The sequence below is a fragment of the Streptomyces sp. NPDC001373 genome, from assembly GCF_042895815.1.
In the GTDB taxonomy this organism is placed as follows: Bacteria; Actinomycetota; Actinomycetes; order Streptomycetales; family Streptomycetaceae; genus Streptomyces.
This window is the reverse complement of sequence record NZ_JBIAWQ010000008.1, coordinates 259,221-282,146: the sequence shown is the minus strand read 5'-3', so window position 1 is coordinate 282,146 and position 22,926 is coordinate 259,221. Positions and strand designations below refer to the sequence as shown.

The window sequence follows — 22,926 nt, the reverse complement described above, 5'->3', positions numbered from 1 at the left end:
GCGGGGATGTCGTGCAAAAGAGCAGGAGCGGGGCGGATGGGATACGACAAGCGAAAGGTGAAACGTTTCTGCCCGGCGCCCCGCGGGTGGCGGGGACATGAGGAGCGGGGCGCCGGGCAGGGCAGGGGGGCCGGCTCTCCGCGGCGGGAGGCGGCGGAGGGCCTTACTTGAGGCCGATGGCGGCGCAGGCGGCCGCGTACTTGTCGGTGCAGATCTCGTCGACCGTGTAGACGCCGTCCTTGACGACGCTGTCCTTGATGTTGCTCTTGGTCAGCGAGACGACCGGGATCAGCACGGAGGGGACGCCCTTGGTGGTCGGGCTGTCGACCTTGTTGTTGATGATGTCGTCGGCCTTCTTGCCCTGGGCGAGGGCGACGGCCATCTCGGCGGCGGCCGAGGCCTCGGGGGCGTACGGCTTGTAGACGCTCATGAACTGCTCGCCCGCGACGATCCGCTGGACGCCTGCGAGTTCGGCGTCCTGGCCGGTGACGGGGGGCAGGGGGCTGAGACCGGCCGCCTTGAGGGCGGTGATGATGCCGCCGGCCATGCCGTCGTTGGCGGAGTAGACGCCGATCACCTTGTCCTTGCCGAGCGCGGAGAGGGCGCCCGCCATGTTGGTGTTGGCGTTCTCCGGCTTCCACTCCTTGGTGTCGTACTCCTTGCCGATGTTCACCTTGCCGTCGAGGACGGAGTGCGCGCCCTTCTTGAACAGCGCGGCGTTCGGGTCGGTGACGGAGCCGTTCATCATGACGATCTGGCCGTCCTTGGCCTTGTCGCCCAGGGCCTCCAGCAGGGCCTTGCCCTGCACCTTGCCGACCTCTTCGTTGTCGAAGGAGGTGTAGCCGTCGATCGGGCCCTCCGCCAGGCGGTCGTAGGCGACGACCGGGATGCCGGCGTCCTTGGCCTTCTTGACCGAGCCCGCGATGGCCTTGGCGTCGACCGCGTCGATGATCAGGACGTTCACCTTGTTGGTGATCATCGTGTCGACCTGGGAGTTCTGCGTGGTCGCGTCCTGCTTGGCGTTGGCGTAGACGACCTGGGCCTTGCCGTTGGTGAGATCGGAGATCTTCTTCTCGATCAGCGGCTTGTCGAACTTCTCGTAGCGCGCGGTCTGGTTCTCCGGCAGGAGCAGGCCGACCTTGATCGCGTCACCGGCGGCCACGGGACCCGAGGGCTTCTCGCCCCCCGCTTCCTTGGCGCTGCCACAGGCGGCCAGCGAGACGGCCATGGCGCCGGCGGCCACGGCAACAGCGGCTCTACGCATACGCGTGTTCATGAAGTGAACCTCCCTGACGAGGCCGCAACACCGCGGCCGAGGTGGATGTGAGTCAACCCCGGCCGCGAGTTTGCCGTCAAGGAGTGAATCCTTAACGAGATGACAACGGAGTCATCCGTTATCTAAATGAAGACACGACGACGGGAGTGCGCATCCCACCATTTTCTGCCAAAAGTGTTGAATCGCCCATCTCGCTGAGTACGAGCGCGAGTGCGCCGAGTACCTCGGCGCGGCTGCCCAGCGTCCCCGTCAGGACCGACAGCTGCCGGGCCGCGCTGGGGATCGCGTACCGCCCCACGGATTCGCGGATCGGCGCCAGGACCAGCTCACCGGCCTCCGCCAGCGAGCCGCCGAGCACGATCCGGCTCGGGTTCAGGAGGTTGCACAGGCTGGCCACGCCGCTGCCGATGTGCCGCCCCACGTCGGCGATGACCCGGCGGCAGCCCGGGTCGCCCTCGCGGGCCAGCTCGACCACCCGCTCCATCGTCAGTTCCGGCCCGTGGCTGCCCTGGAGCAGGGGCAGCACGTAGCGGGCCGCGGCGAAGGTCTCCAGGCAGCCGCGGTTGCCGCAGCGGCAGACCGGGCCCGACTCGTCCAGGGTGATGTGCCCGATCTCCCCGGCGGTGCCGCCGGGGCCGCGGTAGATCTGCCCGTTGATCACCAGACCGGCGCCCACACCGCTCGCGACCTTGATGTACGCCAGGTCCCTGACCCCGCGCCCGCTGCCCCACACCAGCTCGCCGAGGGCGCCGAGGTTCGCGTCGTTGTCCACGTAGACGGGCACGCCGAGGCGCTGCGAGAGCTCCTGGCGCGGGTTGATCCCCGCCCAGCCCGGCAGGATCGCGGTCGACCCGAGGGTGCCGGACTCCACGTCGATGGGACCCGGGACGCCGAGCCCGACGCCGATGACCTTGTCCCGGGCCACGCCGACCTGCTCGACCAGCCGTCCGACCAGCGCCTCCGCGCGGTCGAAGCCCTCCACCCAGGAGGCGTCCACGTCCAGCGGCTCGGACTCCTCGGCCAGCACCTGGTGCGCGAGGTTGCCGACCGCCACCCGCAGGTGGGTGTGGCCGAAGTCCACGCCGATCACGATGCCCGCGTCCCCGCTGAGCGAGACGCTGCGCGCCCTCCGGCCGCCCGCCGAGGTGTCGGTGACCTCGACGGTCCCGCCCTCCTTGAGCTCGCGGACGATGTTGGAGACCGTCGCCGCCGACAGTCCGGTGGTACGGGCGATCTCCGCCTGCGTCAGCGAACCCGCGAGGCGCACCGCCCGCACGACCCGTTCGAGATTCGCGCGATGCAGCGAGGACTGCGATCCGGGAGTCTGCACGACCCATCCACTCCTGCCCATAAGCGACGGCCATCCGTCGCCCCCCGGCCGGTCGTCGCGGTAGGTGTTCCGAGACCCCGGCTTCTCTCCAACTTGTGAACCTTAAGTCGAGCCTTTGGCCCCTGAGACGTCAAGGCCCTGAGACAGACGGAAAAGGACACCTCAGGCCAAAGGGGTGCACACCGCCCTCCGAGATCGTGTTACGGTCGCCGAGGCGCCCCGTCCTCTGCGGCCTTCCGGCCGGACCCGGCGCCGTGTTCTGACGGCGCGACGCGAGGAGGTGTTCGGGATGAGTCCCGATCGAAGTCCTCGCCGCGCCCACGTCGGCTGACTCTTTCCCCTGGGAACCCTTCTTCCCTTCCTTCCGCATGCCCTGACTCTCCTGTCCGGCATACGTCATCCCTGTCCACGGCGTACCCCGTGGCGGCTCCCGCCACCCGCGCCGCACCATGACCACTCCACGTGACCGCGCGGCTGCGCGCTGCCCGGACGCGGTGGAGGGAGGTATTCGTCATGACCATGCTCACCCCCCGTTCCCCGGCGAAGCTCGCACCGCCGGGCCGGACCCGCCGCGAGCGCCAGGCCGCCGAGCTGGAGACCGCCACCCGCCTCGTCGGCGAGCGCCTCGCCGCGATCAGCACCCGGCCGGTGGTGCAGGTCCTCCAGGAGGCCGACACCTCCCGGGGCGGCCTCACCCACGGCGAGGCGGTGCGCCGCCTGGGGCTGCACGGCCCCAACACCGTCGCCCGGGAGCGCGCCCCGCTGTGGCCGGTGCAGCTCGCGAAGGCGTTCTGCAACCCCTTCATCGGCGTGCTGGTCTTCCTGGCCGCCGTCATGTTCTGGCAGGACCCCGAGGACCCCGGCGTCCTCATCCTCTCCGTGATGGTCGCGCTCAGCGGACTGCTGCGGTTCTGGCAGGAGTACCGCTCCGGCCGCGCCGCCGACGCCCTGAAGCGGCTCGTCACCACCACCTGCGCGGTACAGCGGCGGGCCGGCAGCGGCTCGGCGGCGACCACTCTCGAGATCCCGATGGACCAGGTGGTCCCGGGCGACCTCGTCAGGCTGGCCGCCGGCGACCTGATCCCGGCCGACCTGCGGCTGATCACCTCCAAGGACCTGATGGTCAGCCAGGCGGCCCTGTCCGGCGAGTCGTTGCCGGTGGCCAAGGCCGATGCCTCCCCCGGCTCCGAGGACCTCGGCCGGCACGGGAGCAGCGACCCGGTGGAGGCCGGCAACCTCTGCCTGATGGGCACCTCGGTCACCTCCGGCACCGCCACCGGCGTGGTCGTCGCGACCGGCTCCGACACCTACTTCGGGTCCATGGCCGGCACCCTCGTCGGCGAGCGCCCGCAGACCAACTTCGACAACGGCGTGCGCAGGGTCAGCTTCCTGCTGATCCGCTTCATGCTGGTCATGGTCCCGGTCGTCTTCATGGTGAACGGCCTGACCAAGGGCGACTGGAACGAAGCCTTCCTGTTCGGTGTCGCCGTCGCGGTGGGGCTGACCCCCGAGATGCTGCCGATGGTCGTCTCCGCCAACCTGGCGCGCGGCGCGGTGGCCATGTCCCGGCGCAAGGTCGTCGTCAAGCGGCTCAACGCCATCCAGAACCTGGGCGCCATGGACGTGCTCTGCACGGACAAGACCGGCACGCTGACCGAGGACCGGATCGTCCTGGACCGCTACCTGGACGTGCACGGCGACGAGGACGGCGAGGTCCTGGAGTACGGCTACCTCAACGCGCACTTCCAGACCGGCCTGCGCAACCTGCTGGACCAGGCGGTCATCGACCGGGTGAACGAGGCCGAGGAGGTTGTCGTCGACGCACGGTTCACGATGGTCGACGAGATCCCCTTCGACTTCGCCCGGCGGCGGATGTCCGTGGTCCTGAACCGCAACGCGATGGTGGACAGCCCCGGCCGCTCCGAACACGTGATGATCACCAAGGGCGCGGTCGAGGAGGTCCTGGACCTCTGCGGCCACATGACCGACCGGGGCGAGCGGGTGGAGCTCACCGAGGAGCTGCGCCGGCGCGTCAGGGCGATCGCCGAGGACAACAACCGCAGGGGCCTGCGGGTCCTGGCCGTGGCCACCCGCCGGATCGACACCCCGCGCGACACCTACACCGTGGCGGACGAGGACCGGCTCACCCTCGTCGGCTTCCTCGCCTTCCTCGACCCGCCGAAGCCCTCCGCCGCCCGGGCCCTGCAGGGCCTGGCCGACAAGGGCATCGCGGTCAAGGTGGTCACCGGCGACAACGAGCTGGTCGCCGCCCGGGTCTGCGCCGACGTCGGCATCGCGGTGGGCCATGTGGTCCAGGGCTGCGAGGTGGACGCCCTCGACGACGCCGGCCTGCGCGCGCTGGCCGCCCGTACGACGGTCTTCGCCAAGGTCAACCCGGTCCAGAAGGCGCGGATCGTCCGGTCCCTCCAGGCGGACGGCCGGACGGTCGGATTCCTCGGGGACGGCATCAACGACGCCGCCGCGCTGCGGGACGCCGACGTGGGCATCTCGGTCGACACCGCCGTCGACATCGCCAAGGAGTCGGCGGACATCATCCTGCTGGAGAAGGACCTGACCGTCCTGGAGCAGGGCGTGGTCCAGGGCCGCACCACCTTCGGCAACACGATCAAGTACATCAAGATGACGGCCTCGTCGAACTTCGGCAACGTCTTCTCGGTCCTGGTGGCGAGCGCCTTCATCCCCTTCCAGCCGATGCTCGCGATCATGCTGCTGGTCCAGAACCTCGTCTACGACATCGCCCAACTGGCCACGCCCTGGGACCGGATGGACGAGGAGTACCTGCGCAAGCCGAGGAACTGGGACGCCAAGGGCATCTTCCGCTTCATGGTGACGATCGGTCCCATCAGCTCGATCTTCGACGTCGCCATGTTCGTGATCATGTGGAACGTGTTCGCCGCGAACACCGTCGGCGAGGCCTCGCTCTTCCAGACCGGCTGGTTCGTCGAGGGCCTGCTCTCGCAGACCCTCATCGTCCACATGATCCGGACCCGCAAGATCCCCTTCCTCCGGTCCCGCGCCTCCTGGCCGGTGATGGCGGCCACCGTCCTGGCGGTGCTGACCGGGCTCTGGCTGCCCTTCTCGCCGCTGGCCCCAGCACTGGGCTTCACCGCCCTGCCGGCGGACTACTTCCCCTGGCTGGCCGGCGTGCTCCTCGCGTACTGCACGCTGACCCAGCTGGTGAAGACCTGGTACGTCCGCCGGTTCGGCACCTGGCTGTGAGGAGGCCGGCCTACTTGAGGGTGGCCGAGGTCAGTCCCGCCTGGATCTGGCGCTGGAAGGACAGGTAGACCACCAGCATCGGGATCATCGCGATGGTCACGCCGGCGAAGAGCACCGGCAGGTCCGTCTCGTAGCCCATCTGGTACTGGAGCTGGATCAGGCCCTGGGTGAGCATGTAGCGCTCGGGGTCCGATCCGCTCTGGGGCTGCATCAGCACGGAGGGCAGGATGTACTGGTTCCACTGGCCCAGGACGTTGAATATCCCCACGCTGATCAGGCCGGGCTTGGCCATCGGCAGCATCACCCGGAAGAAGATCCGGGTGTCGGAGGCCCCGTCGATCACCGCCGCCTCGTGCACCGCCGTCGGCAGGGTGCGGAAGAAGGAGTGCATGAAGAAGACGGTGAAGGGCATCGAGTAGGCGACGTAGACCAGGATCAGGCCCTGGTACGTGTTCAGCATGTCCAGGCGCTTGACCATGAAGAACAGCGGAACGAGCGCCAGGAACACGGGGAACATGGCCCCGCTGACGAAGAAGTAGTAGATGACCCGGTTCCCCCGGAAGGGGTAGCGGGCCAGCACGTACGCCGCCATCGAGCCGAGCAGCATGGTCAGGGGGACGGAGAAGGCCAGTACGACGAGGGTGTGGCCGAAGTAGCCGCCGATCCCCTTGTCCCAGGCCCGGCCGAAGGCGTCGAAGTGCCAGTTGGCGGGCCAGCTCAGGGCGGAGGCGCCGATCTGGGAGTCGGTCTTGAAGGAGCCGAGCGCCAGCCAGACCAGGGGCAGGACGATCAGCACCGCCCAGACGGCGAGGAAGCCGTGGGAGAAGACGTTCAGCGCCGTGCCGTCGGAGCGGGCCCTGCCGCCGCCGTCGGGGCGGCCGCCTCCCCGGGACCGTTCGGCGGCGGACTCGCCGGGTGCCTTGACAACTGTGGTCATCGGGTCTCCCGCTCAGAACTCGATGCGCTCGCGGCGGGTGGCGCGCAGCGTGACGACGGAGAGGATCATGGTCAGGACGAGCATCACGACGCCCATGGCGCACGCGTAGCCGCTCTTGCCGAAGTAGAGGAAGTTGCGCATCAGCACGGTCGCCATGACCTCGCTGTGGTGGTCCGGGCCGCCGCCGAACTGGCCGGAGGTCATGGTGGACACCAGGACGAACATGTCCATGGCGGCGATGCCCAGGTAGACCGCCGAGGTCTGCACGGAGTCCCACAGCAGGGGCAGCGTGACCCTCAGGAAGGTCTGGGCGCGGCCGGCGCCGTCGAGCAGGGCGGCCTCGTAGATGTCCTTGGGGACGGACTGCATGGCCGCCGAGAAGAGGACCAGGTAGAAGCCGACCCCGTGCCAGACCACCACGAGCAGCAGGCACCACAGGACCAGGTCGGGCTGGTTGAGCCATTCGACGGGGTGGGCCGGGTCGACCAGGCCCGCCTTGGCGAGGAATCCGTTCAGCAGGCCGCCCGCGTCGCTGCGGTACACCGCTCCGAAGAGGACCGCGAGGATGGCGAGGGAGAGGACCTGCGGGAAGAAGTAGACGATCTTGTAGAAGGCCGAACCGCGGACGCCGCGCACCCCGCCGGCCCCGCTGCGCCCTCCCGCGTTCACCATGAAGGCGAAGAAGAGGGCCAGCAGGATGGTGATGACGGGGACGAACACCAGGAGCAGCAGGTTGTGCCACAGGGCGCCGCGGAAGACCTCGTCCTCCATCAGGGCCGAGTAGTTCTCCAGGCCGACGAAGTCGAACGTCGGCGACTGGCCCGACCAGTTGGTGAAGGAGTAGCCGAACGTCTGAACGTACGGCCAGATGACGAAGGTCAGATACAGCGCGAGCGGCAGGAAGAGGAAGCCGGCGATGAAGCCGGTCCGTCCCCTGCTCCGGGCTACTTGGCTCATGGTGTCCGTCCCTGGTGACGCCGCCGGTGGACGTGGGGTCAGCTGCGGTGGTTGTTCTTGGCGTTGGGGTCCTTGGCGGCCTTGTCCACCGCGGCCTGGGCCCGCTTGATCCACTCCTTCGGCTGGATGCGCTGGGCCATCAGCTCATTGGACGCGTTCTGGATCTCGGTGTCCATTTCGCTGTACCAGTCGGGGTACAGGTAGTTGAAGGTGTCCGCCCCGGCGGCCTTGACGGCGGCCACGGCCGACTGGGTGCCCGGGCGGAGCTTGACGCCCGGGTCCACGCCGTCCTTGACGACGGTGAGCGAGTTGGCCTGCTGGGCGAAGACGGTCGACCACTCGCGGGAGAGCATGGAGCGCAGGAACTCCAGGCCGGCGGCCTTGTTGGCGGCCTTCTCGGGGACGATGAAGGGCTCGTTCGCGCCCGCCCGGATGGCGGTGAAGGGGAGCTTGCTGTCGGCGAGGACCGGGACCGGCAGGAACTTCATGTCGAAGTCCGGGGGGGTCTGCTTGAGCTGCTCGTTCTCCAGCCAGGAGCCGGAGGGGATGAAGGCGGCCTTGTACTGGTTCCAGGCGGTCTGCGACTCCGTGTGGGTGAGGCCGTTGGTGCCGGGCATCAGGTAGCCCTTCTCGACCACCTCGTAGACGGCCTCGACGGCGGCCAGGGCGGCCGGGTTGCCCTCGAAGGCGTTCGGGGCGAGGTTGTCGATGGCCTTCATGGCCTCCAGACCGCCCTTCTTGGCGATCAGGTCCATGATCACGACATTGATGTAGTAGGGGTACTTCCCCTGGTGGGCCAGGCCGCCGATGCCGGCCTCCTTGGCCTTGGCGCAGACCGCCAGGAACTCGTCCCAGGTCTTGGGCTCGGTCCAGCCCTTCTCCTGGAAGAGCTTGCCGGAGTACCAGAGGCCGAAGACGGTGTAGACGTAGTTGAGGGAGACGAACCTGCCGCCCTGGGTGCCCTGTTCGACGGTGCCCGCGATCAGGGTGTCGCGGATCTTCTTGCCCGGGTCGTCGAGCGAGGGTGCGTCGAGCACCGCGGTGAGGTCGGCGAGCTGGCCGCCCTTGGCGAGGACGTCGACCTTGATCTGCTGCGCGCCGGAGTCGTCGATGACGTCCGGCGGGTTGCCCCCGTTGAAGCGCGGCTGGAGCTTGGCGGCGATCTCCTGGGTCCCCAGGTGGGAGCTGGAGGTGCCCCACTTCTTGTCGAAGGCGGCCTCCCAGGCCTTCGCGTAGTCGTCGCCGAACCCGCCCTTGAAGACGACCACGTCGAGCTCGCCGCCCTTGGCGACTCCGAACGGGTTGTCCTTGGACACGAGCCCCTTGTCGGGCCCCTTCGTGGAGGCGTCCCCACCGCCGGAGGCACAGGCGGACAGGAAGTTCATCGTCGGCACGGCGATCAGTCCGAGCGCTGCGGAGCGCTTGACCAGATCACGGCGGCCGAGGCCCTCACCGGTGGATCCCATGCTCAAGTCCTCGCCTTCGTCAGGATTGGGGCACAGGTATAGTCCACTCCGGCTTTGCTGAGCAAGATCGTGCACAAGGATCGTTCCCGGCTTTTCCGAGTTGAGACCTGTCCGTCATCCGATTCCTCCGCCCCGAAAAGCGGAAGGGCCGCACCCCCTTTGACGGGGGTACGGCCCTATGGTGCCGACAAGCGGCGGATCACTCCGCCTGGCGCGCCCTTAGCCGCGGATGAGGTTGCGGAGGACGTACTGCATGATGCCGCCGTTGCGGTAGTAGTCCGCCTCGCCCGGCGTGTCGATGCGGACGACCGCGTCGAAGGAGACACCGGTGTCGGTGGTGACCTTGACCGTGCGCGGGGTGGTGCCGTTGTTCAGCTCCTCCACACCGGTGAAGGAGAAGGTCTCCTCGCCGGTGAGGCCCAGGGAGGCCGCGGTGGCGCCCTCGGGGAACTGGAGCGGGAGGACGCCCATGCCGATCAGGTTGGAGCGGTGGATGCGCTCGTAGGACTCGGCGATGACGGCCTTGACGCCGAGCAGCGCGGTGCCCTTGGCGGCCCAGTCGCGGGACGAGCCCGAGCCGTACTCCTTGCCCGCCAGGATGACCAGCGGGATGCCGGCGGCCTGGTAGTTCTGCGAGGCGTCGTAGATGAAGGAGACCGGCGCGCCCTCGACGGTGAAGTCGCGGGTGAAGCCGCCCTCGGTGCCCGGCGCGATCTGGTTGCGCAGGCGGATGTTGGCGAAGGTACCGCGGATCATGACCTCGTGGTTGCCGCGGCGGGAACCGTAGCTGTTGAAGTCGCGGCGCTCGACGCCGTGCTCCGTGAGGTACTTGCCGGCCGGGGTGTCGGCCTTGATCGCACCCGCCGGGGAGATGTGGTCGGTGGTGACCGAGTCGCCCAGCTTCGCCAGCACGCGGGCGCCGGCGATGTCGGAGACCGGGGTGGTCTCCATCGTCATGCCCTCGAAGTAGGGGGGCTTGCGGACGTAGGTGGACTCGGCGTCCCACTCGAAGGTGTTGCCGGTCGGGATCGGCAGCGCCTGCCACTGGGCGTCGCCCGCGAAGACGTCCGCGTAGGACTTCGAGAACATGTCCTCGCCGATGGCGTTGGCCACGACGTCGTTGACCTCGGCCTCGGAGGGCCAGATGTCCTTGAGGAAGACCGGGTTGCCCTCGGTGTCCGTGCCGATGGCCTCGGTGGTGACGTCCACCTTCATGGAGCCCGCGATGGCGTACGCGACGACCAGCGGCGGGGAGGCCAGGTAGTTCATCTTGACGTCGGGGTTGATGCGGCCCTCGAAGTTGCGGTTGCCCGAGAGGACCGAGGTGACCGCGAGGTCGTGCTCGTTGATCGCCTTCGAGATCTCCTCGTCCAGCGGACCGGAGTTGCCGATGCAGGTGGTGCAGCCGTACCCGACGAGGTTGAAGCCCATCTTGTCGAGGTACGGGGTCAGGCCGGCCTTGTCGAAGTAGTCGGTGACGACCTTCGAGCCCGGGGCCAGGGTGGTCTTGACCCACGGCTTGCGGGTCAGGCCCTTCTCGACCGCCTTCTTGGCCACGAGCGCCGCGGCGACCATGACGTAGGGGTTCGAGGTGTTGGTGCAGGAGGTGATCGCGGCGACGGTGACGGCGCCGTGGTCGATCTCGAAGGAGGTGCCGTCGGCCAGGGTGACCTGGGTCGGGCGGCTCGGGACGCCGTTGGTGGCGGCCGGGGCGTCGGAGGCCGGGAAGGACTCCTTGCCCGCCTCGTCGGCGTCGTCGACGTAGTTCAGGACGTCCACGGCGAACTGCTCCGCGGCGTTGGCCAGGACGATGCGGTCCTGCGGGCGCTTCGGGCCGGCGATGGACGGGACGACCGTGGAGAGGTCCAGCTCGAGCTTCTCGGAGAAGTCCGGCTCGGCCTTCGGGTCCAGCCAGAGGCCCTGCTCCTTGGCGTACGCCTCGACCAGCGCGACCTGCTGGGCGTCGCGGCCCGTCAGGCGCAGGTACTTCAGGGTCTCGTCGTCGATCGGGAAGATCGCGGCGGTGGAGCCGAACTCCGGCGACATGTTGCCGATGGTGGCGCGGTTCGCGAGGGAGGTGGCGGCGACGCCCTCACCGTAGAACTCGACGAACTTGCCGACGACGCCGTGCTTGCGCAGCATCTCGGTGATGGTGAGCACCAGGTCGGTGGCGGTGGTGCCGGTCGGCAGCTCGCCGGTCAGCTTGAAGCCGACGACGCGCGGGATCAGCATGGAGACCGGCTGGCCGAGCATCGCGGCCTCGGCCTCGATGCCGCCGACGCCCCAGCCGAGCACACCGAGGCCGTTGACCATGGTGGTGTGCGAGTCGGTGCCGACGAGGGTGTCCGGGTAGGCCTGGCCACCCCGGACCATGACCGTGCGGGCCAGGTGCTCGATGTTGACCTGGTGGACGATGCCGGTGCCCGGGGGGACGACCTTGAAGTCGTCGAAGGCGGTCTGGCCCCAGCGCAGGAACTGGTAGCGCTCCTTGTTGCGGCCGTACTCCAGCTCCACGTTCTGGGAGAACGCGTCCTTGGTGCCGAACTTGTCGGCGATGACCGAGTGGTCGATGACCAGCTCGGCCGGGGAGAGCGGGTTGACCTTGGACGGGTCGCCGCCGAGCTCCTTCACGGCCTCACGCATGGTGGCGAGGTCCACGACGCAGGGGACGCCGGTGAAGTCCTGCATGATCACGCGGGCCGGCGTGAACTGGATCTCCTGGCTGGGCTGCGCCTGGGAGTCCCAGCCGCCGAGCGCCCGGATGTGGTCGGCGGTGATGTTCGCGCCGTCCTCGGTGCGGAGCAGGTTCTCCAGCAGGACCTTCAGGCTGTAGGGAAGGCGCGCGGCGCCCTCGACCTTGTCCAGCCGGAAGATCTCGTACGACTCGTCGCCCACCTGCAGCGTGCTGCGGGCGTCGAAGCTGTTCGCCGACACGACAGTCTCCTTCATGCATGATTTCGCGCGTATGACCGCATCCTGCCGCCACGCCCTGTGGCCAATCCGCTGAGGTAAGGCTAAGTTAGGTAACCCTTACCCACGGGGGCGGCTGCGGTGCGCCTTCGGCAGATATCTCGATGTCGAGATAACTCTAGTACATGGCCGCGCCTCGGGTCAGCACGCGTCCGTGTCCGTCTCGGCACGTCGCACCGCCCCTCGTCCGCCGTCCACCGCTGCCGCACATCTGGTCACGGCGCGCTCAACGGACGGAGGAGGTCCGGTGGAGCAGGGTCGCGGGGACGGTGAGCCCGTCCGGGGCGGCGGGGGCTCCGCCCTCCAGCAGGGCCACCAGGGCCGCCACCGCCGTCTCGGCGAGCGCCTCCGGGTGGAGGGTGACCGTGCTGACCGGAGGCAGACAGTCCGCGTACGCAGGGTCCTCGCTCGCGCAGACCAGCAGCAGGTCGCCCGGCACCGACAGGCCGTGCCGGGCCGCGGCGGCCAGCGCCTGGCGGCCGCCGGGGTCGTAGAGGGAGTAGACGGCGTCGGCCGCGCCTTCGGCGAAGGCCCGGTCGAAGGCGTGGCCGGGCGCGTCGTGCGGATCGAACCGGAGCGGCAGCGGCGTCCGGCCGCGGCGCGCGCACCAGCGGCCGTACGCCTCGGTGACGGCCCGGGTGTAGTGCTCGTCGCCGAAGCCGGTGTGCAGCGCGATGCGGCGCGCCCCGGCATCGGCGAGGTGGTCGAGCACCTCGTGGGTGGTGGCGGTGTGGTCGTTGTCCACCCAGACGTCGCCCGGCCGGGGGTCGGCGGGGCGCCCGTCGAAGACCAGCGGGATGCCCCGGGCCCGCAGGGCGCGCAGCACCGGGTCGTCGCAGGGGCTGTCGAGCAGCAGCATCCCGTCCACCGCGAGGTGGTGCCAGGGCGTTCCGGCGCCCCGGTCGGCGGGCAGCGTGGTCAGGGCGTAGCCGTGGGCGTGGGCCGCGGAGGTGGCGGCGGTCAGCCAGCGGGAGAAGTAGGCGACGGCCACGAAGTTCCAGGGCGCCCCGGCGAAGGTGGTGACGGCCAGGCCCAGGGTGCGGGTGCGGGGCGCGCGCGGGAAGCCGTACCCCAGGCCGGTGGCGATCTCGCGGACCCGGCGCCGGGTGCCCTCGGCGAGCCGGCCGGTGCCGTTGAGGGCGTGCGAGACCGTGGCGGTGGACACCTCCGCGGCGCGGGCGATGTCGGCGAGGGTCGGTCCTGGCGGCACGCGGGTCATCGTACGGATTCCGCGCCCGGCGGGGTATGCGGAATCCGTCGCGGCGGGCGGGTTCTGGTTAAGGGGTTAATCACCCAGTGTCCTGGCCACAGCCAACGGTTTGGAGTGGTCATGACGTCTTCTGTTTCCCGGCGCGGGCTCCTCGCGGCGGCCGGGGCCGCCGGGGCGGCGGGCCTGCTGGGCCCCGCGGCGGGCAGCGCCTCGGCGGCCCCGGCGCGCGGACCGGCCGCCCTGGTGGTGCACGGCGCGCGGGTGTTCACGGGCACGTCCGGCGGCGCGCCGGTGACGGCCGTGGCGGTCGGCCGCGACGGGCGGATCCTGGCCGCCGGCACCGACGCGGAGATGCGCCGGCTGTCCGGCCGGGACACCGAGGTGGTCGACGGGCGCGGCGCCACCCTGATGAGCGGGATCCACGACGGGCACGTCCACCCGCTGGGCGCGGGCGACCGGTCGCTGCGGCCCTCTCTGGAAGGGGCCGAGACCACGGCCGCCGAGCTGACGGAGATCCTCACGGGGTTCCTCGCCGACACCGGCGGCGCCGGGGCGGAGCCCGACACCTGGCTGGTGGTGGAGGACTGGAACCCGGTCGGGCTGCTGCCCACCGGCACCCTCCCGCACCACGCGCTGCTGGACGCGCTGCCGACCCGGCGTCCGGTGGTCCTGGTCGGCGGCGACGGGCACAACCTCTGGGCGAACGGGCGGGCGCTGGACATCGCGGGCATCACGGCCGCCACCCCCGACCCGGCGGGCGGCAGGATCGTCAAGGGCGCCGACGGGCAGCCGACGGGCGTGCTGAAGGACGACGCGCAGGACCTGGTGAAGCGGCACGTGCCCGAGCCCACCCGGGCCGAGCTGGTCGAGGCCTGCGCGAAGGTACTGGCCCAGGCGGCGGCCTCCGGGGTGACGACGATGATGGACGCCCTGGCCGGACGGCACGAACTGGAGCTCTACCAGGCCCTCTCGGCGGCCGGGCGGCTCCCGCAGCGGATCGTGCCGGCGATCCGGCTGGACGTGGAGCAGACGAAGGACCCGGCGGCCTCGAAGGCCTACGCTCTGGGGCTGGAGCGGGAGTTCCGCGGGGTGGCCGGGCTGCGCTTCGGCACCGTGAAGGTGTTCCTGGACGGGGTCATCGAGTACCCGGCGCAGACCGCCGCACTGCTGGAGCCCTACCTCGACGGCCAGGGGCACTCCACGGCGAACCGGGGCGAGCTGTACACCTCGGCCGCCGACTACGGGCGGCTGACCGCCGCGTTCAACGCGGTCGGCTGGCAGATGCACGCCCACGGCCTGGGCGACCGGGCGGTGCGTACCGCCCTGGACGGGTACGAGGCCGCCCGCCGGGTCACCGGCAGGCTCGACCTCCGCAACACGATCGCCCACCTCCAGCTGGTGGACCCGGCCGACCTGCGGCGGTTCGCCATGCTCGGGGTGGCGGCCTGCATGCAACTCCAGTGGGCCACCGCCGACACCTGGACGATGGAGGCGCTGCTGCCGTACATCGGTCCGGAGCGGCACCGCCGCATGTACCCGGCGCGCAGCCTGGAGCGGGCCGGGGCCCGGCTGACGGGCGGTTCGGACTGGCCGGTGGACGCGCTCCAGGTGTGGAACCAGCTCCGTACCGCCATCGACCGCCAGGGGGCGTACGGCGCGGGCGCGCTCCACCCGGAGCTGGAGGCCCTGAGCCGGACCTCCGTCCTGCGGATGCACACCCTGGGCACGGCCTGGCAGCTGCGCCAGGACGGGCTGACCGGGACCGTGGAGCGGGGCAAGGCGGCGGACCTGGTGCTGCTGGACCGGGATGTGACGCGCTGCCCGGTGGCCGACATCAGCGGAACGCAGGTGCGGATGACCCTGGTCGGCGGGCGCGTGGTGCACGACGCCGGGTCGGCGGCGGGCCGCGCCGCCGCGGCGGGCCTGGCGCGCGGGGCGGCGGGCCCGCGCCCCGCCTCGTACGCGGCGGTCCACGGCGGCCGCCACCGCGCCTGCGGCTGCACGGGCCACTGAGAAGAGGGACGGGTGGGGGCCCTGGCCCTCACCCCCCCCCGCCCGCCCTTCCCCCTCCCGCTCGGCCCGGGCCACGACCTGACGCCCGGTAAGCCCCTTCCCGCCCGCAACACCCTTATGTCACCCATTCGTACCACCCGATGCGATCACCATCTCATATCTGAGATAACGTGCACCCATGGCAGACGACTACCTCGTACGCATCGGCAAGCTCATCCGTGACGCCCGGCAGCACCGGGGCTGGACCCAGACCCAGCTCGCCGAAGCGCTCGGCACCAGCCAGAGCGCAGTGAACCGCATCGAGCGCGGCAACCAGAACATCAGCCTTGAGATGATCGCCCGAATCGGTGAAGCGCTCGACAGCGAGATCGTCTCCCTGGGCTACGCCGGCCCGATGCACCTGCGCGTGGTCGGCGGCCGCCGTCTGTCCGGCGCCATCGACGTCAAGACGAGCAAGAACGCGTGCGTCGCCCTGCTGTGCGCCTCGCTGCTCAACAAGGGCCGTACGGTGCTGCGCCGGGTGGCGCGCATCGAGGAGGTCTACCGGCTCCTGGAGGTCCTCAACTCCATCGGCGTCCGCACCCGCTGGATCAACGACGGCGTGGACCTGGAGCTGATCCCCCCGGCCGCCCTCGACATGGACGCCATCGACGCGGAGGCGGCCGTCCGCACCCGCAGCATCATCATGTTCCTGGGCCCGCTGCTCCACCGGATGGAGCACTTCCGCCTGCCCTACGCCGGCGGTTGCGACCTCGGCACCCGCACCATCGAGCCGCACATGATCGCCCTGCGCCGCTTCGGCCTGGACATCACCGCGACCGAGGGCATCTACCACGCCAAGGTCGAGCCCGGCGTCTCCCCCGGCCGCCCGATCGTCCTGACCGAGCGCGGGGACACCGTCACCGAGAACGCCCTGCTGGCCGCGGCCCGCCACGACGGCGTCACCGTCATCCGCAACGCCTCCTCCAACTACATGGTCCAGGACCTGTGCTTCTTCTTGGAGGCACTGGGCGTGAAGGTGGAGGGCATCGGCACCACCACCCTCACCGTGCACGGCATGCCGGTCATCGACGTGGACGTGGACTACTCCCCCTCGGAGGACCCGGTCGAGGCGATGAGCCTGCTGGCCGCCGCCGTCGTCACCGAGTCCGAACTCACCATCCGCCGGGTGCCGATCGAGTTCATGGAGATCGAGCTGGCGGTCCTGGAGGAGATGGGCCTGGACCACGACCGCTCCGCGGAGTACGTCGCCGACAACGGCCGCACCCGCCTGGTCGACCTCACGGTCCGCCCCTCCAAGCTCGAAGCGCCGATCGACAAGATCCACCCGATGCCCTTCCCCGGGCTGAACATCGACAACGTCCCGTTCTTCGCGGCCATCGCGGCGACGGCCCAGGGCCAGACCCTGATCCACGACTGGGTGTACGACAACCGCGCCATCTACCTGACGGACCTCAACCGCCTGGGCGGCCGCCTCCAGCTCCTGGACCCGCACCGCGTCCTGGTCGAGGGCCCCACCCGCTGGCGCGCGGCCGAGATGATGTGCCCGCCGGCCCTGCGCCCGGCGGTGGTCGTCCTCCTGGCGATGATGGCGGCGGAGGGCACCTCCGTGCTGCGCAACGTCTACGTCATCAACCGCGGCTACGAGGAACTCGCCGAGCGCCTCAACTCGGTCGGCGCCCAGATCGAGATCTTCCGGGACATCTAGGACGGGAGCGCCGTCCGCCCGCCGGACCGGGATCGTTATTCGGCCGGTTGGCGCGCGGACCCTCGCCCGGGCGGGCGCGCGGACGGCAGAATCCCCCTCGTCGGTACGGAGTCGAGGGGGACGGTCATGGCAGTGGGGACGAGCGCGGAGACGGGTACGGGGACGGAGGTTCCCGGTCTGGAGGGGATACCGCTGCTCGGGTCGCTCCTCGACCTGAAGGCCGACTCCCTCGGCACCTACCTGCGGGCACAGCGGCGCCACGGCGACGTCGTGCGGATCGACGCAGGCCCGCCGGGGCTGCGCATGGAGCTGTACTGCGTCTTCTCGGCCGAGGGCGCCCAGCAGGTGCTGGCCTCCGAGTCGGCCAACTTCCGCAAGGACAACCCCTTCTACCAGGAGATCCGGGACTCCTTCGGCAACGGCCTGCTGACCGCCCAGGACGAGGACTACCTGCGCCAGCGCCGGCTCGTGCAGCCGCTGTTCACCCGCAAGCGGGTGGACGGCTACGCCGGGGCGGTCGCGGCCGAGACCGAGGGCACCCTCGCGGCCTGGACGGAGGCGCGGGACGGGATCGTCGACGTCTCGGACGAGATGATGCACCTGGCGCTGCGCGCGGTGTCCCGGATCCTCTTCGGCTCCGACGTGGACGCCACCGTCGACGTCGTCCACCGGTGCTTCCCCGTCATCACCGACTACGTCCTGCGCCGCGGCTACTCCCCGGCCAACGTCCCGCGCGGCTGGCCGACGCCGGGCAACCGGCGGGCGGCCGCCGCCATGGACGAGCTGTACGGGGTCTGCGACCGGATCATCGCCGAGCGGCGCCGGTCGGCGGACGCGGGCGGAGCGCCGGCCGAGGACCTGCTGACCCTGCTGGCCGGGGCGCAGAGCTCGGGCGACGCGGCCTTCGGCGCCGCCGAGCTGCGCGACCAGGTGCTGATCTTCCTGCTGGCCGGGCATGAGACGACCGCCACCTCACTGGCCTTCGCCCTGCACCTGCTCGGCCGCCACCCCGAGGAGCAGGCCCTGGCGCGGGAGGAGGTCCTGCGCGTCCTGGGCGACCGTGCGGCGCCGGAGGCCGCCGACCTCGACCGGCTGCCGTACCTCACCCGGGTGCTCAAGGAGGCGATGCGGCTGTACCCGGCCGCGCCGGTGTTCGGGCGGGAGGCGGTGGCCGCCACCGAGATCGACGGGCACGCCGTGCCGGCGGGCGCCACGGTCATCCTGGCCCCCTGGGTGACGCACCGCCACCCCCGCTACTGGAGCGACCCGGACCGCTTCGACCCCGGCCGCTTCACCCCGGAGGCCGAGGCCGGCCGGCCGCGGTACGCCTGGTTCCCCTTCGGCGGCGGGCCGCGCGCCTGCATCGGCCAGCACTTCTCGATGCTGGAGTCGGTGATCGCGCTGGCGATGATCCTGCGGGCCTACGAGTTCGAGGCCGTGGACACGCAGGTCCCGGTGGGCGCCGGGATCACCCTGCAGACCAAGGGGCCCATGCGCTGCCGGGTCCGCCGCACCGGACGGTAACGGGCCGGCCGCGGCCGGCGGTGGCCGGCGGGGTCAGGGGCGGTTCCCGCGGTCGGCGGCGGTCCACACGTCAGCGGTAGTCCTCGGGGTGGTCCTGCATCCAGGCGGCGACCCCGTCCCGGGCGCCGAACACCGCGGGCTGGTGCCGCTTCAGGTTCTCGAAGCCGTGGTCGGCGCCCAGCTCCCGGTCGAGGCCGGCGATCAGGGCGAGCGGCTCGGGGAAGTGGCCGGGGCCCCGGGGGTCCGCCTTCATCGCGCGGTCCACGCGGTGGAGTTCGTCGTGGACCCTGCCGAGGAGGTACGCGCAGTTCGCCGGGGTGCAGGAGTCCTCCAGGGTGGCCTGGAGCCCGGCGAAGGCGTCCCGCACCCTCTCCGGCTGCGGGGGCGGCGGCTGCGGACCGGCGTCGGAGGCGGAGGCGGCGAGGGCGGCCGCGGCGGGCCCGGGCGCGGGCCCCGACACCCGGCCGCTGTCGCAGGAGACGGTGAGCGCCGCCAGGGTGACGGTCGCGGCCGTCACGGCGGCGCCGCGCAGGATGGGTCGGAGCATCGGTTTCCCCCCGGTGATCGATGACCAGCCGACCCTACCCGGGAGACTCCCCCGGAACGCCTGCCGGGGTGTGGTTGCCCTTGAACCGCTCCAGGTCGGAGGCCCGGACCCGGATCACGAAGACCGCGATCAGCGCCCCGACCAGGGTGAAGGCCGCCGCCGCCTCGAAGGCCGCGCTCACGCCCGAGGTGAGCACCAGGTCGGACCAGGGCTTGGGGAACTGGTGCGTGCGCAGGAAGAAGGCCTTCTGCTCGGGGGTGGAGGCGCGCAGGAACGGCAGCGCCTGGTCCTTCGCCTCGTTGCGGCTGGCGGTCCCGAAGACGGTGACGAGGATCGACAGGCCGAGCGAGCCGCCGACCTGCTGCATGGAGTTGAGGAGTCCGGAGGCCGCGCCCGACTCCCGGTCGGGCACGTTGGACAGGGCCGTCAGCGTCAGTGAGAGGAACTGCATGCCCATCCCGGTGGCGAACACGACGATCGGGCCGAGGATGTCGCCCGGGTAGGTGGAGTGGACGTCGATCCGCGTCAGCCATGACAGTCCGGCGGCGCAGCAGAGCGCGCCGGTGACCATGAAGGGCTTGGGCCCGAACCGGGGCAGCAGCCGGGAGGTGGCGGTCGCCGTCAGGGCCACCATGACGCTGACGGGCAGGAAGGCGAGGCCGGCCCGCAGCGGGCTGAAGCCGAGGACGTCCTGCACGAACAGGGTCAGGAAGAAGAACATGCCGAAGATCGCGCAGGCGAGGAAGAGCATGATCCCGTAGGTCCCGGCCCGGTTGCGGTCCGCGAACATGTGCAGTGGGGTGATCGGCTGCGGCGAGCGCCGCTCGTTGAGGACGAACAGGGTCAGCAGGACCACGGCCGCGCCGAAGGAGCCGAGGGTGCCGGCATCGCTCCAGCCGTCCTGGGAGGCACGGATGAACCCGTAGACCAGCGCGACCATGCCGCCGGTTCCCAGGAACGCGCCCACGAGGTCGAAGTGCCCGGGGTGGCGTTCGGACTCGTGCAGGACCCTGCGCGCCATCACGGCGATGACCAGCGCGATGGGCACGTTGACGAAGAGCACCCACCGCCAGTTGAGCCATTCGACGAGCAGGCCGCCCATCAGGAGCCCGATGGCGCCGCCGCCCGCGGAGACGGCGGCGAACACCCCGAAGGCCCGGTTGCGGGCGGGGCCTTCGCGGAAGGTGGTGGTGATCAGCGCCAGGGCGGTCGGGGAGGCGATGGCTGCGCCGACGCCCTGGAGGGCCCGGGCGATCATCAGCTGGCCGGAGTTCTGGGCGAGTCCGCCGAGGAGGGAGGCCAGGCCGAACAGCAGGACGCCGGAGGCGAAGACGCGCTTCCTGCCGAGGATGTCGCCGGTGCGGCCGCCGAGCAGGAGGAGTCCGCCGAAGGTGAGGGTGTAGGCGTTGACGACCCAGGAGAGGCTCTCGGTGGAGAAATGCAGTGCCGTCTGGATGTGCGGAAGCGCTATGTTCACGATCGTGATGTCGAGGACGACCATCAACTGGCAGGAGGCGAGGACGAACAGGGCCGGCCCGTTGCCGTTGCCGGCGCCCTTCCCTCGGGCCTTGCCGTCGGTCCCGGTGCTGTGCGGCGATGCGTTCGGGTCCACCAGTCGACGCTACGCCCGCCCATCAGGGGTCACCACTCGAATGGGTTAGCCCCTGTGATATTTCACATGTCACACTAAGATCATGGACGATTTCCTCAGGCAGTCCGCCGCCACGGCCCGGTTCACCCATGGCTCGCCCCGCGCCTTCTCCTTCGGCGACGCCGGCCGCCTCCTCTGGTTCCTGCGCTCGACGGGCCCCACCGACGCCGTCGAAAGCCTCTGGGTCCTCGACACCGCCACCGGCGAGGAGAGCCTGCTCGCCGACCCCCGCACCCTCGTCCCCGAACCCGGTGAACTCCCCGCGATCGAGCGCCGGCTGCGCGAGCGCACCCGTCTGGTGGCCGCCGGGATCGGCACGTACGCCCTCTCCGGCGACGGCCGCCGCGCCGTCTTCCCCCTTTACGGGCGGCTCTACGAGGTCGCCTGCGACGGCGCCCCCGTACCGGTCCCGACCGCCGGCCCCGTCTTCGACCCGCGCCCCGCCGCCGACGGCTCGCGCACCGCCTACGTGGCGGACGACGCCCTCCACACCGTGCCCGGGGGCCGGATCAGCCCCGATGACGGGGCCCGGTGGGGCGTCGCCGAGTTCGCCGCCGCCGAGGAGCTCGACCGCACCCGGGGCCACTGGTGGTCGCCCGACGGGCGCACCCTGCTCGCCGCCCGGGTGGACGAGAGCGCCCTCCAGCGGCGGCACTTCACCGACCCCGCGCACCCCGAGCTCCCGGCCGAGGACTTCGCCTACCCCGAGGCCGGCGGCCCCAACGCCGACGTCCAGCTGTGGGTCCTGCGCGCCGACGGCGGCCGGGTACGGCTCGACTGGGACGCCGCCGCCCTCCCCTACGTCTCCGACGCGGGCTGGGAGTCCGAGGACGAGATCCTGCTGACCGTCCAGGACCGGCTCCAGCGATGCGTCGTCCTGCTCACCGCCGACCCCGCCACCGGCCGCACCCGCGAGCTCTCGCGCACCACGCACCCCCAGTGGGTGGACCCCCTGCCCGGCACCCCGGCCCGCCTGCCCGACGGACGCGTCCTCACCTCCGTGGACGTCGGCGACGGGGCCGCACGCGGACTCGCCGTCGACGGCAAGGCGCTCACCGGCGAGGACGTCCAGATCCGCGCCGTGGCCGGGATCCACCGAGACCGGCTGCTCGTCGAGGCCGCCCTGCGCGACCCCTCCGAGCAGCAGGTGCTCCTCCTGGACCCGGCGACCGGCGCGCTCACCCCGCTCGCCGACGGACCCGGCGTGCACACCGTCAGCGCCTGCGCGGCCGGGGCGCTGCTGCTGACCTCCGCCGACGCCGACGGCGTCCGGCGCACCCTGTACACCGCCGACGGCCGCGAGCTCAGCCCCCGCGACCTGTCCGCACCCCTGCCCTTCCGGGTGGTTCCGGCCCTGGAGCGGGTCACCGAACGCGAGATCCCCACCGCCCTCGTCCTGCCCCGCGGCCACGTCCCCGGCCGGCGCCTGCCCGTCCTGATGGACAGCTACGGCGGCCCCGGCGCCCAGGACGTCTGTGCCGAGCCCCGCCGCTGGCAGCACCGCCAGTGGTGGGCGGACCAGGGCTTCGCCGTCGTCACGGTCGACAACCGCGGCACCGCGAACGTCTCCCCCGCCCACACCCACGCCATGTACCGGGGGTTCTCCGAGGTCACCCTCGACGACCAGGTCGCGGCCCTGCGGGCACTCGGCGCCCGCCACGGCGACCTCGACCTCGAGCGGGTCGGCGTCCGCGGCTGGTCCTACGGCGGCTACCTGGCCGCGATGGCGGTACTGCGCCGCCCGGACGTCTTCCACGCTGCGGCCGCCGGGGCCGCGCCGACGGACTTCCGGCACTACGACACGGCGTACACCGAACGCTACCTGGGCCTTCCCCAGGACCACCCCGAGGTGTACGAGCGGGACTCCCTGATCCCCGACGCGCCCCGGCTGACCCGGCCCCTGCTGCTGGTCACCGGCCTGGCCGACGACAACGTCCACCCGTCGCACACCCTGCGGCTGTCGCAGGCGCTGACGGACGCGGGCCGCCCGCACCAGCTGCTGGCGCTGCCCGGCGTCACGCACATGACCCCGGGCGGGGCCCGGGAGAAGATCACGGCGCTGGAGCTGGAGTTCTTCCGCCGCGAACTGGCGTAGTC

General features: G+C 71.1%; 14 protein-coding genes. 5 read left to right on the top strand and 9 right to left on the bottom strand.

Annotated features, from left to right (window positions below; genetic code table 11):
* Positions 1-163 precede the first annotated feature (163 nt).
* Positions 164-1,276 carry a substrate-binding domain-containing protein gene (locus tag ACFY15_RS20465; protein WP_390825885.1) on the bottom strand — a complete coding sequence of 371 codons (1,113 nt, stop codon included), beginning with the start codon at positions 1,274-1,276 and terminating at the stop codon, positions 164-166.
* Positions 1,277-1,394: 118 nt separating this feature from the next.
* A complete protein-coding gene (locus tag ACFY15_RS20460; RefSeq protein WP_390688817.1) occupies positions 1,395-2,606 on the bottom strand; it encodes an ROK family protein in 1,212 nt (403 codons plus the stop codon).
* A 513-nt stretch (positions 2,607-3,119) separates the two neighbouring features.
* Between ACFY15_RS20460 and mgtA the strand changes: the two genes are divergently transcribed.
* Positions 3,120-5,846 carry a magnesium-translocating P-type ATPase gene (mgtA, locus tag ACFY15_RS20455; RefSeq protein ID WP_390688818.1) on the top strand — a complete coding sequence of 909 codons (2,727 nt, stop codon included), beginning with the start codon at positions 3,120-3,122 and terminating at the stop codon, positions 5,844-5,846.
* Between the two features lie 10 nt (positions 5,847-5,856).
* Here mgtA and ACFY15_RS20450 read toward each other — a convergent pair whose 3' ends face one another.
* The 5 genes from ACFY15_RS20450 to ACFY15_RS20430 form a co-directional block, all read right to left on the bottom strand.
* Positions 5,857-6,783: a carbohydrate ABC transporter permease gene (locus ACFY15_RS20450; RefSeq protein ID WP_390688819.1), complete on the bottom strand. Its 927-nt coding sequence runs from the start codon at positions 6,781-6,783 to the stop codon at positions 5,857-5,859.
* Positions 6,784-6,795: 12 nt separating this feature from the next.
* Positions 6,796-7,740: a carbohydrate ABC transporter permease gene (locus ACFY15_RS20445; protein ID WP_390688820.1), complete on the bottom strand. Its 945-nt coding sequence runs from the start codon at positions 7,738-7,740 to the stop codon at positions 6,796-6,798.
* 38 nt (positions 7,741-7,778) lie between these two features.
* Positions 7,779-9,206, bottom strand: a complete 1,428-nt coding sequence (ngcE, locus tag ACFY15_RS20440) for an N-acetylglucosamine/diacetylchitobiose ABC transporter substrate-binding protein (protein WP_390688821.1) — start codon at positions 9,204-9,206, stop codon at positions 7,779-7,781.
* Between the two features lie 219 nt (positions 9,207-9,425).
* Positions 9,426-12,140 carry an aconitate hydratase AcnA gene (gene acnA, locus ACFY15_RS20435; RefSeq protein ID WP_390688822.1) on the bottom strand — a complete coding sequence of 905 codons (2,715 nt, stop codon included), beginning with the start codon at positions 12,138-12,140 and terminating at the stop codon, positions 9,426-9,428.
* Positions 12,141-12,402: 262 nt separating this feature from the next.
* Positions 12,403-13,395 carry a LacI family DNA-binding transcriptional regulator gene (locus ACFY15_RS20430; RefSeq protein WP_390688823.1) on the bottom strand — a complete coding sequence of 331 codons (993 nt, stop codon included), beginning with the start codon at positions 13,393-13,395 and terminating at the stop codon, positions 12,403-12,405.
* A gap of 111 nt (positions 13,396-13,506) precedes the next feature.
* On the opposite strand from ACFY15_RS20430, the gene ACFY15_RS20425 reads away from it, so the two are divergent.
* The 3 genes from ACFY15_RS20425 (at position 13,507) to ACFY15_RS20415 (ending at position 18,631) form a co-directional block, all read left to right on the top strand.
* A complete protein-coding gene (locus ACFY15_RS20425; protein ID WP_390688824.1) occupies positions 13,507-15,399 on the top strand; it encodes an amidohydrolase in 1,893 nt (630 codons plus the stop codon).
* A 178-nt stretch (positions 15,400-15,577) separates the two neighbouring features.
* A complete protein-coding gene (locus tag ACFY15_RS20420) occupies positions 15,578-17,107 on the top strand; it encodes a helix-turn-helix domain-containing protein (protein ID WP_390688825.1) in 1,530 nt (509 codons plus the stop codon).
* Between the two features lie 126 nt (positions 17,108-17,233).
* The gene (locus ACFY15_RS20415) at positions 17,234-18,631 is read left to right on the top strand and encodes a cytochrome P450 (protein WP_390688826.1); all 1,398 of its coding nucleotides are present in this window, start codon (positions 17,234-17,236) and stop codon (positions 18,629-18,631) included.
* Positions 18,632-18,701: 70 nt separating this feature from the next.
* On the opposite strand, the gene ACFY15_RS20410 is transcribed toward ACFY15_RS20415, so the two are convergent.
* Positions 18,702-19,178, bottom strand: a complete 477-nt coding sequence (locus ACFY15_RS20410; RefSeq protein WP_390688827.1) for a hypothetical protein — start codon at positions 19,176-19,178, stop codon at positions 18,702-18,704.
* A 34-nt stretch (positions 19,179-19,212) separates the two neighbouring features.
* Complete coding sequence (locus ACFY15_RS20405) at positions 19,213-20,790, bottom strand: MFS transporter (protein WP_390688828.1); 1,578 nt, start codon at positions 20,788-20,790, stop codon at positions 19,213-19,215.
* Positions 20,791-20,872: 82 nt separating this feature from the next.
* Between ACFY15_RS20405 and ACFY15_RS20400 the strand changes: the two genes are divergently transcribed.
* Complete coding sequence (locus ACFY15_RS20400; RefSeq protein ID WP_390688829.1) at positions 20,873-22,924, top strand: prolyl oligopeptidase family serine peptidase; 2,052 nt, start codon at positions 20,873-20,875, stop codon at positions 22,922-22,924.
* Positions 22,925-22,926: the final 2 nt, after the last annotated feature.

Bases quoted from the DNA above. Each gene is read 5' to 3' on its own strand.
- ACFY15_RS20465 (WP_390825885.1), bottom strand. From the start codon at position 1,276: ATGAACACGCGTATGCGTAGAGCCGCTGTTGCCGTGGCCGCCGGCGCC.
- mgtA (WP_390688818.1), top strand. From the start codon at position 3,120: ATGACCATGCTCACCCCCCGTTCCCCGGCGAAGCTCGCACCGCCGGGC.
- ACFY15_RS20450 (WP_390688819.1), bottom strand. From the start codon at position 6,783: ATGACCACAGTTGTCAAGGCACCCGGCGAGTCCGCCGCCGAACGGTCC.
- ACFY15_RS20445 (WP_390688820.1), bottom strand. From the start codon at position 7,740: ATGAGCCAAGTAGCCCGGAGCAGGGGACGGACCGGCTTCATCGCCGGC.
- ngcE (WP_390688821.1), bottom strand. From the start codon at position 9,206: ATGGGATCCACCGGTGAGGGCCTCGGCCGCCGTGATCTGGTCAAGCGC.
- ACFY15_RS20430 (WP_390688823.1), bottom strand. From the start codon at position 13,395: ATGACCCGCGTGCCGCCAGGACCGACCCTCGCCGACATCGCCCGCGCC.
- ACFY15_RS20425 (WP_390688824.1), top strand. From the start codon at position 13,507: ATGACGTCTTCTGTTTCCCGGCGCGGGCTCCTCGCGGCGGCCGGGGCC.
- ACFY15_RS20420 (WP_390688825.1), top strand. From the start codon at position 15,578: ATGGCAGACGACTACCTCGTACGCATCGGCAAGCTCATCCGTGACGCC.
- ACFY15_RS20415 (WP_390688826.1), top strand. From the start codon at position 17,234: ATGGCAGTGGGGACGAGCGCGGAGACGGGTACGGGGACGGAGGTTCCC.
- ACFY15_RS20410 (WP_390688827.1), bottom strand. From the start codon at position 19,178: ATGCTCCGACCCATCCTGCGCGGCGCCGCCGTGACGGCCGCGACCGTC.
- ACFY15_RS20400 (WP_390688829.1), top strand. From the start codon at position 20,873: ATGGACGATTTCCTCAGGCAGTCCGCCGCCACGGCCCGGTTCACCCAT.